General features: G+C 69.9%; 8 protein-coding genes. 3 read left to right on the top strand and 5 right to left on the bottom strand.

The window, feature by feature from the left end; all coding sequences use genetic code 11:
- Positions 1-1,078, top strand: a 1,078-nt coding sequence (locus tag AC1D1T_RS12195; protein ID WP_477991925.1) for a hypothetical protein, incomplete at its 5' end; no start/stop codon positions are given.
- 13 nt (positions 1,079-1,091) lie between these two features.
- Here the strand turns inward: AC1D1T_RS12195 and AC1D1T_RS12190 are convergent.
- Positions 1,092-1,874: a CPBP family intramembrane glutamic endopeptidase gene (locus AC1D1T_RS12190; protein WP_477827118.1), complete on the bottom strand. Its 783-nt coding sequence runs from the start codon at positions 1,872-1,874 to the stop codon at positions 1,092-1,094.
- Entirely contained in the window at positions 1,871-3,745 is a 1,875-nt protein-coding gene (gene recQ / locus AC1D1T_RS12185) for a DNA helicase RecQ (RefSeq protein ID WP_477839058.1), read from the bottom strand. Before recQ ends, AC1D1T_RS12190 begins: the two co-directional genes overlap by 4 nt.
- A gap of 96 nt (positions 3,746-3,841) precedes the next feature.
- On the opposite strand from recQ, the gene AC1D1T_RS12180 reads away from it, so the two are divergent.
- Entirely contained in the window at positions 3,842-4,360 is a 519-nt protein-coding gene (locus AC1D1T_RS12180; RefSeq protein WP_047501238.1) for a cupin domain-containing protein, read from the top strand.
- Here AC1D1T_RS12180 and AC1D1T_RS12175 read toward each other — a convergent pair whose 3' ends face one another.
- Positions 4,361-4,942 carry a hypothetical protein gene (locus AC1D1T_RS12175; protein ID WP_477991924.1) on the bottom strand — a complete coding sequence of 194 codons (582 nt, stop codon included), beginning with the start codon at positions 4,940-4,942 and terminating at the stop codon, positions 4,361-4,363.
- A 213-nt stretch (positions 4,943-5,155) separates the two neighbouring features.
- On the opposite strand from AC1D1T_RS12175, the gene ssb reads away from it, so the two are divergent.
- On the top strand, positions 5,156-5,683 hold the full coding sequence (gene ssb / locus AC1D1T_RS12170; protein ID WP_047501242.1) for a single-stranded DNA-binding protein: 528 nt from the start codon (positions 5,156-5,158) through the stop codon (positions 5,681-5,683).
- A 27-nt stretch (positions 5,684-5,710) separates the two neighbouring features.
- Here the strand turns inward: ssb and AC1D1T_RS12165 are convergent, their stop codons facing one another.
- Complete coding sequence (locus AC1D1T_RS12165) at positions 5,711-6,928, bottom strand: OmpA family protein (RefSeq protein ID WP_465111295.1); 1,218 nt, start codon at positions 6,926-6,928, stop codon at positions 5,711-5,713.
- Positions 6,925-8,481: an ice-binding family protein gene (locus AC1D1T_RS12160; protein ID WP_477991923.1), complete on the bottom strand. Its 1,557-nt coding sequence runs from the start codon at positions 8,479-8,481 to the stop codon at positions 6,925-6,927. The genes AC1D1T_RS12165 and AC1D1T_RS12160 overlap by 4 nt, the downstream gene beginning before the upstream one ends.
- Positions 8,482-8,488: the final 7 nt, after the last annotated feature.

The following is an 8,488-nucleotide window of genomic DNA, read 5'->3' as shown; positions in this document are numbered from 1 at the left end:
GCGCGTGGCCGCGCGGCTGCGCAGCGCCGCCGACGATGCGGCGGCCGGCGCGAAGGCCGAGCCGCTGTGGYGGCGCGCCGCGAAGGCCACCGCGATCACGACGACGCTCGGGGTGGGGGCGTCGGGCACGCTGCTGCTGTCGGTGTGGCAGGTGCAGGAGCAGCTGCAGCGCAACCGCACCGACCAGCAGACCGAGGCGCGCGTGCTGTTCACCGAGGTGTCGAAGGCGCTGCAGGATTTCAACGGCCGCTGCCCGAAGGTGGCCGAGCACGTGGTGACGCAGGCCTCGCTGCTGTTCGACCTGCGTGGCAGCCCGGCGCTGCGGCCGCTGGAGCGCGCCGGCGTCGAGCGGCTGGCCGGCCGCATCGCCGACGAATGCCGCAAGGATGCCGACCCGAGCGCCGACTGCGTGGCCGCCAGCCAGCGCCTGCGCAACGACCTGTGCGCGGTGGTGCAGAAGCCGCCGACCGAGAACACCGCGTTCAGCTACTGGCACCCGGGCACGTCGCCCGACGAGCAGGCGGTGGCGGCCAGGCGCATCTGGCTCGCGCTGACCGGGCGCGCGTCGCAGCTCGCGAGCGCGGCGCAGGGGGAGTTGCCCGTGCCGCCGCCGCCGGTCGCTGCGGCCCCTGCCGATTCGCCGCAGACCTCACCGCAGAAGGCGAGCCTGGCCGCCTGCCGGCAGGGCCTGGACCAGGGCGATGGGCGCAGCACGCTGTACATCGAGATCTACGACGAGAGCTCGCGCGAGGCAGCGAGCGCGCTGCGCCAGGCGATCCAGCAGGAGGCGGATGTGCTGGTGCAGGTGGCGCCGATCGACAACGCGGCGCGCAATGCCGAGCTGCGCCAGCAGCGCCGCCCGGTGCCGTGGCCGGTGCCGACCTTCGTGCTGCACGACCCGTCCGGCCGCGAGTGCGCGCTGGCGCTGTCGCGCTTCGTCGGCGAGCCGTGGGTTACGCCGCAGCGCATCGACGGCGTGTGGATCCGCGAGCGGCGGCGCTCGGCGGTGCCGCGCCCCGGCGTGATCGAGCTGTGGCTGCCGCCGGTGCTGGTGGCGGGGCAGTCGGCCGAGCCCTGAGGCCTCGACCGGATCAGGCCAGGCGCAGCAGGCGGCGCAGGCCCCAGGCGAACAACGCCAGTGCCACCGGCAGCGCGAGTGGGTTGCCGATCGTGTCGGCCAGCCACTGGCCGTCGGCGCTCGCCATCCACAGCACGCCGCCGTTGAACGCCGCATGCAGCAGCACGCACGGCCACAGCGAGCGCGTGCGCTGGTACGCGAGCCCGAGCACCAGCCCGGTACTGAGGCCGACGAAGAACTGGTAGATGTTGAAGTGCGCGAGGCCGAACAGCGCGGCCGAATGCACGATCGCGGTGGACGGCGGGTAGCGCAGCAGCAGACCGCGCAGGATCAGGCCGCGGAACAGCATCTCCTCGAGCACCGGCGCCAGCACGCAGGCCGACAGCGTGGCCGCGAACGTGCCGTCGACCGCGTGCGCGAACCACTCCGCCTCCCAGGCCGACAGCGGCAGCAGCGACTGCAGCAGCCAGTCCATCCAGCCGTTCACCGACCACAGCAGCGGCAGCAGTGCGAGCAACGGCGCCGCGCTGGCGAGCAGCGTGTGCAGCGGCGGCGCCGGCGCGTCGTGCAGCAGCTGCGCGTGCGTGAGCCCGCGCCAGGCGAGCAGCGTCGACACGACGATGCCGGTGGCCAGCACGCGCGTCAGCTCGCCGAGCTGCGCCTCGCTCAGCGCCAGCGTGTCCTGCAGGTCCATCAGCACACCGCCGAGCAGCATCTCCAGCAGCACGAAGGCGAGCACCGTCAGGATCGCGGCGCCCAGCCCGTAGGGCAGGGTCTCGGGGCTGCGCCCGCTCATTCGCCGAGCACCCGCAGGATCTCGCTGCCGTACGCCTCCAGCTTCTTCGCGCCGACGCCGCTGATGTGGCCCAGCGCCTCCAGCGACGACGGCTGTGCACGCGCCATCTCGGCGAGCGTCGCGTCGTGGAAGATCACGTAGGCCGGCAGCCCGTGCTCGCGCGCGACCTCGGCGCGCCACGCCTTCAGCGCGGCGAAGCGCTGCAGCCCGTCATCGTCCAGCGGTACCGGCGGCGGCTTGTCGCGCCCGCCCTTGGTCGTGCCGTTCTTGCCCTTGGTGCTGCCGCGGCGCGCCTTCGGCGTCTCGCTCGCCTCGCGCAGCAGCAGCGTCACCTCGCCGCGCAGCACCTCGCGCGCGCTCGGCGCCAGCTCCAGCGTGTTGTATTCGCCCTCGGTGCGCAGGTGGCCGAGCGCGATCAGCTGGCGCAGCACCGCGCGCCACTGCACCTCGCTCAGGTCGGCGCCGATGCCGAAGGTCGACAGCGACTGGTGGCGGTACTGCGTCACCTTGTCGGTGGTCTTGCCGCGCAGCACGTCGATCAGGTGGCCGGCGCCGAACCGCTGGCCGTGGTTCTGGTGGAAGCGGTAGATGCAGCTGAGCGCCTTGCGCGCCGGCTCGGTCGCGTCCCAGGTGGCGGGCGGGTGCAGGCAGTTGTCGCAGTTGCCGCAGGGCTCGCTCGCCTCGCCGAAGTAGGCGAGCAGCCGCACGCGGCGGCAATCGTGCGCCTCGGCGAGGGCCAGCAGCGCGTCGAGCTTGGCGCGCTGGCCGCGCTTGAACTCCTCGCCGGCCGGGCTCTCGTCGATCATGCGGCGCTGGTTCACCACGTCGGCCAGGCCGTAGGCCATCCAGGCATCGGCCGGCAGCCCGTCGCGGCCGGCGCGGCCGGTCTCCTGGTAGTAGCCCTCGATGTTCTTCGGCAGGTCGAGGTGGGCGACGAAGCGCACGTCGGGCTTGTCGATGCCCATGCCGAACGCGACGGTCGCCACCATCACGACGCCATCCTCGCGCAGGAAGCGGTCCTGGTGGCGCTTGCGCACGTCGGCGTCCATGCCGGCGTGGTACGGCAGCGCGTTGATGCCCTCGGTCTTCAGCCAGTCGGCGGTCTCGTCGACCTTCTTGCGCGACTGGCAGTACACGACGCCGGCATCGCCCTCGTGCTCGTCGGTGACGAAGCGCAGCAGCTGCGCACGGGCGTTGTCCTTCTCGACGATGCCGTAGCGGATGTTCGGCCGGTCGAAGCTGCTGATGAAGACGCGCGCCTCCTGCAGCTGCAGCCGCTCGATGATGTCGGCGCGGGTCAGGTCGTCGGCGGTGGCCGTGAGCGCGATGCGGGGCACGCCCGGGTAGCGCTCGTGCAGCACGTTCAGCGAGAGGTAGTCCTCGCGGAAATCGTGGCCCCACTGGCTCACGCAATGCGCCTCGTCGATCGCGAACAGGCTCAGCAGCCCGCGCTCGTGCAGCGAATCGAGCTGCGCGAGGAAGCGCGGCGTCGTGATGCGCTCCGGCGCGGCGTACAGCATCACGAGGCGGCCGCTCATCATCTCGCGCTCGATCTTCTGGGTCTCGTCGAGCGTCAGCGTCGAGTTCAGGAACGAGGCATGCACGCCGGCCTCTTCGAGCGCGCCGACCTGGTCGTGCATCAGCGCGATCAGCGGGCTGACGACCAGCGCCACGCCGCGGCCGGCGCGGTGCCTGGCGATCGCCGGCACCTGGTAGCACAGGCTCTTGCCGCCGCCGGTGGGCATCAGCACCAGCGCATCGCCGTCGGCGGCGACGTGGTCGACGATGGATTCCTGGGCGCCGCGGAATGCGGTGTAGCCGAACACCTCCTGCAGGATCTGCAGCGGTGCGGTGGAGGGTTCGGGGGTCACGGGCGGGGCGGAGGGCGAGGCGAGGCCGCGATGTTACTAGGGCCTGTCAACACGACGGGTTTCTGGCACCCTTGCGCCTTCACCAGGAGACTGCCGATGACCGACATCCACACGCCGCGCGCCGACCAGCTGCGGCAGCTGTTGATCCGCAACTTCGAGACCACCCCGCGCACGCACGATGTGCGCGAACCGCTGTACGACTCGATGACCGGGCGGCTGGCCAAGGGCACCGCGGCGCTGAAGCTGGGCGCGAGCATCGACGTGGTGCCGCCTGGCAAGCGCAGCTGCCCGTACCACTTCCACTATGCGCAGGAGGAGATGTTCATAGTGCTCGAGGGCGAGGGCACGCTGCGCGTGGCCGGCGAGCACCTGGCGCTGGCGGCCGGCGACGTGGTCTTCATCCCGCCGGGGCCGGCCTACCCGCACCAGATCATCAACACATCCGATGCGCCGCTGAAGTACCTGTCGATCAGCACCAAGGACAGCCCGGAGGTGGTGGAGTACCCCGATTCGGGCAAGTACCTGGCGACGGCGACGCGCGACGGCGATCCGTACGGCTTCGGGCGGATGCACCGGGCCGACACGGACCTGGAGTATTGGGACGGGGAGCCCTGATCAGCCCTTGCGGACCTGCGCGTCGGTCTTCTGGCGGTGGATCTTGCGGCTCTGCTTGTTCTCGGCGTGCTGGATGCCGCGCTCCTCGGCGGCACCGACATGGCCGTCGCGGGCGGCCGCTGCTTCCTTGTGGTCGACGTGCGCCTGGCCGCGCTCGAGCTTCGACACCTCGTGGTTCGTCAGCGAGCCGTTGCGCACGCCGGCCTCGACGCGCTTTTCCTGGTTGACGTTGCGTTGCACGTCGGCCTGCATGCGCTGCGACGAGACGGAATTCGGGTTGCCGGTGACGCCGTTGTGCTTGGCGGCGGCGATGTCGCGGCTGGTCTTGTTCTGGGCGGCTTCGAGGCGGGCCTTCTCGGCCGGCGTCAGCTTGCCGTCCTTCAGGGCCTGCGCCTGCAGCTTGTCGACATGGCTTTCCTCGCGCTCCAGCTTGCCCGCTTCCTGGGTGGTCAGCTGGCCGCTCTTCAGGCCTTGCTCGATGCGCTCCTGCTGGTTCACGTCGCGCTGGACGCTGCCGGCCTGGGCGAAGGCGCCGGCGCTGGTGGCGAGCAGTGCGGCGGTGATCAGGGCATTGAACTTCATGGTGGACTCCGGTTCAAGGGGGTGGGGGATGGAGAGTGGCGCTACCCTGCACCGACAACGGCAGCCCGCGGGCAGCGTTGACCCCGGCCCGTGTGAAGTTTCGTTGCCCGGGCGTGACCAGATGCATCGCTGATAATCGGGCATTCCCCTCGCCGTACCCCGATTTCCCCGCTTTCCCCCTTTTCCCCGTTCTACTTTTCAGGAGCCGCTCTCATGGCCTCGATCAACAAAGTCATCCTCATCGGCAACCTGGGCCGTGACCCCGAAGTGCGCTACTCCGCCAACGGCGCCGCGATCTGCAACGTGACCCTCGCCACCTCGCGCAACTGGAAGGACAAGACCTCCGGCGAGAAGATGGAAGAAACCGAATGGCACCGCGTGGTGTTCTACGACCGCCTGGCCGAGATCGCCGGCGAGTACCTGAAGAAGGGCCGCTCGTGCTATGTCGAAGGCCGCCTGAAGACCCGCAAGTGGCAGGACAAGGACGGTGTGGAGAAGTACACCACCGAGATCATTGCCGACAACATGCAGCTGCTGGGCGGCCGTGATGGCGGTGGTGGCGACGAAGGCGGCGGCGGTGGCGGCTACAGCCGCGGCGCCTCGGGCGGCGGCGGCGGCGATCGGCCGGAACGCACCGAGCGGGCCGAGCGCCCCGCGCCGGCCTCGCGCCCGGCAGCCACCAAGCCGGCCGCGAAGTCGTCGACCGGCTTCGACGACATGGACGACGACATCCCGTTCTGACGGGCGGTCATCCAGGCATGGGAATGCTCACCGCGTTCCCGTGACCTCGACCTCGACGCGTCGATCCGCCTGCAGGCAGGCGATCAGCCTGGCCGTCTGCTTGTCGCCCTTGCAGTCGCCCGGTGTCGTGACGGGTGTCGATTCACCCTTGCCCGTTGCCGAGACCTTGGTCGAATCGATGCCTCCGGGGCCCACGAGGTACGCCTTGACCGATTCCGCACGACGCGCCGACAGCTTCTCGTTGTAGGCGCTCGTTCCGAGCCGGTCGGTGTGGCCTTCCACCGTGATCACGTCGTACCGTGTGCCGGCCAGTTCCTTCGAGAACTGGTCGAGGGCCTGGCGGCCTTCAGGCTTCACGTCGGCTCGGTCAAAGGCGAACAGTGAATCTGCAGCGAAACGCACCCGTCGACGCTCCGCAGGCAAGGGAGCGGGCGCAACCGGGGCCGCAGCGATGGCGACCGGCGGCGCGGGCGCTGGCGCCGGTGCCGCTTCGACAGGGGCAGGTGTCGCCAACGCGCGTGGTGCCTCGCGGGGGGCCCGGCCGAACGGAATGACGAGGCTCACCGAGAACAGGTCGACGTCACCGTGGTTGCCGACCGCGTCATTGATGCGGTAGCGCTCGGCTTCGGCACGCACCAGGAACGCCGGGCTGATCTCGTACTGCAAGCCGGCTCCGAACTTGTAGTTCGCGGCGCGCTTGCTGGGGTTCTGGTTCAGGACAGTGACTGCGCCGCCCCCGCTGAAGGTGTCGCGCGCGCTGGCATATTGCGCGCCGATTCGACCGATGGCGGAGAGGCGGCCGGCCAGCGGCAAGGTGCCCACGAGATCCAGGTTCAGCCCCTGCAACTTGATCTGTCCGTTCAAGGTGCCGGCTGGCGTGGTCGTCGACGTGAAGCCGAACTTGCCGAGGTTGAAGTAACCCCCCTCGATCGCGACGTTGCGATTGAGTTGGTAGCCACCGAACACCTTGTAGCCCGTGTCGCGTTCGTCGCGCGTCATCGACGTCATGGCCAACCCCGCATTCGCGAGGCTGGAGCGAATGCGATCCTCGTCGATCCTCGCCCGCGACTGGCCCAGGGAGGCACCGCCATAGAAGTAGCCGCCTTCCTGCGCACGGGCCGGCACGCAGACGAGGGTCATCAGCGAGCCGAGTCCGGCCAGGCCGATCACGTGCAGTGCATGGGTCTTGTTCATCTTGCTGTTCCTGGCCTTGCCACAGAGTCGGGTTGTCGTGAGGGCGGTCATGGGGCGACGATCGTGGTGTTGACCAGGGTCACCGACGCGGTGAGCCCGATCGCACGCCCCGTGAGGGTCGTCTGGATGGTCTGACCGGCCGTCGAGACCGTGACGCCGGCGGGCGCGATGATCGTGCCCACCATCGTGCTGCCATCCTCGATGCGTGCTGCGCTGCCCACCTGCCAGTAGACGTTGCCGGCCTGTGCGCCATTGATCAGCAACACACGGCGCGGCGTCGCTGCCAGGCCCACGGTCAGCGCGGAGGCACTCTGAAACACCCACACGGCGTTGGTGTCGCCCTGCGCGTCCAGGGTCAGGTCTGCGGTCGTGACGGCGAAGGTTCCGCCCGCGGCGGTGTAGACGGCCGCGGGCAGCACCAGCCCGCCCAACTGGCCTGCAGCGGGATCGCTGCCAGGAGGCAGGGCCGCAAGCTCGTTGTACGCGGCCTGGGCGTCTGCCAGGGCTTGCGTCGCAATCGCCATCGACGACGACGTACCCGGCGCAGGCGGGGCACAGTTGATGCTGCCGTTGACCGAGCCGATGTTCAACGGCGTTTGCGTGTAGACGTTCCCCGCGTCATGGAAGCCGGTCACCAGCGTGCACGCCGCGGTGGTTCCGAGGTTGCCACCGACGACCGTGTTGATGCCCTGGTTCGTGACCCCGGCACCCCCACCGAACGCACCGAACGATGCTGCGGAGCGCAGGTTGATGCCGGCGACGCACGCCTGCGTTCCGGTGGTGAAGCTCCACACACCGTCACTGGCGAGCGCATTGCCGGCCAGGTCCTTGACGCCCAGGTTTCCAGATTTCACCGTGACGACGAACGACTTGCCGGGCGCAAAGCCGGCCGCATTCGACGGCGCGAAGCTGGCCACCCTGCTCGACGCGTCGTAGGTCACGATGCCCGGGACCGCTGCGCCGCTGTCGGTCACGACAAAGGTCGTCGTGTCGATCGTCGCGGGATCCATCGGTTCGCTGAACGTCGCGCTTGCGGATTTGGTCAGGCACACGCCGGTGCTTGCATCGGGCGGGCTGAGGTTCGCCAGGGTTGGCGCCGTGAGGTCGCCGGCGGCGCCGGTCGCGAAGTTCCAGGTGTGAATGCCCGCAGCCGGCAGCACCGCGGCGTTGCCGGCCAGGGCGTTGCCGGCCAGGTCGGTGGCCGTTGTCATGACGGTCGCCGTGAATTGGGCGTTGGCGGCGAGCAGGCCGCCCGTGGGCGTGAAGGTGGCCGTCTTCGCCGAGGCCGAGTAGCTCACGGTTCCGGTGACGGCGGAGCCGGTCGTCGTGTTCGTCACGAGGAAGCTCGTGTCCGAGACGGTCGCGGGTGCCATGGCCTCGCTGAAGCTTGCCGTGATCTTGGTGTTGGTCGGCGCGCCGGCGTCGCCCGGCGCAGGCGTGGTGAGGACCACCGTCGGGCGGGTGCTGTCCGTCAGCGGGACGACACCGACGCCCGGACTGCCGAGGATCGGATCGGCCGAGCCGCCGCAGCCGGCGACGAAAGCCGGCAGCAACGCGAAGGCCAACGCTGTCCGCGAAGTGATGAGGCGGAAAAGCTGATTCATGAGGGTG

The sequence above is a fragment of the Rhizobacter sp. P2_H3 genome (assembly GCF_056403355.1).
Note: the sequence above shows the minus strand (reverse complement) of the source record. Positions and strands in the feature narration are given on the sequence as shown.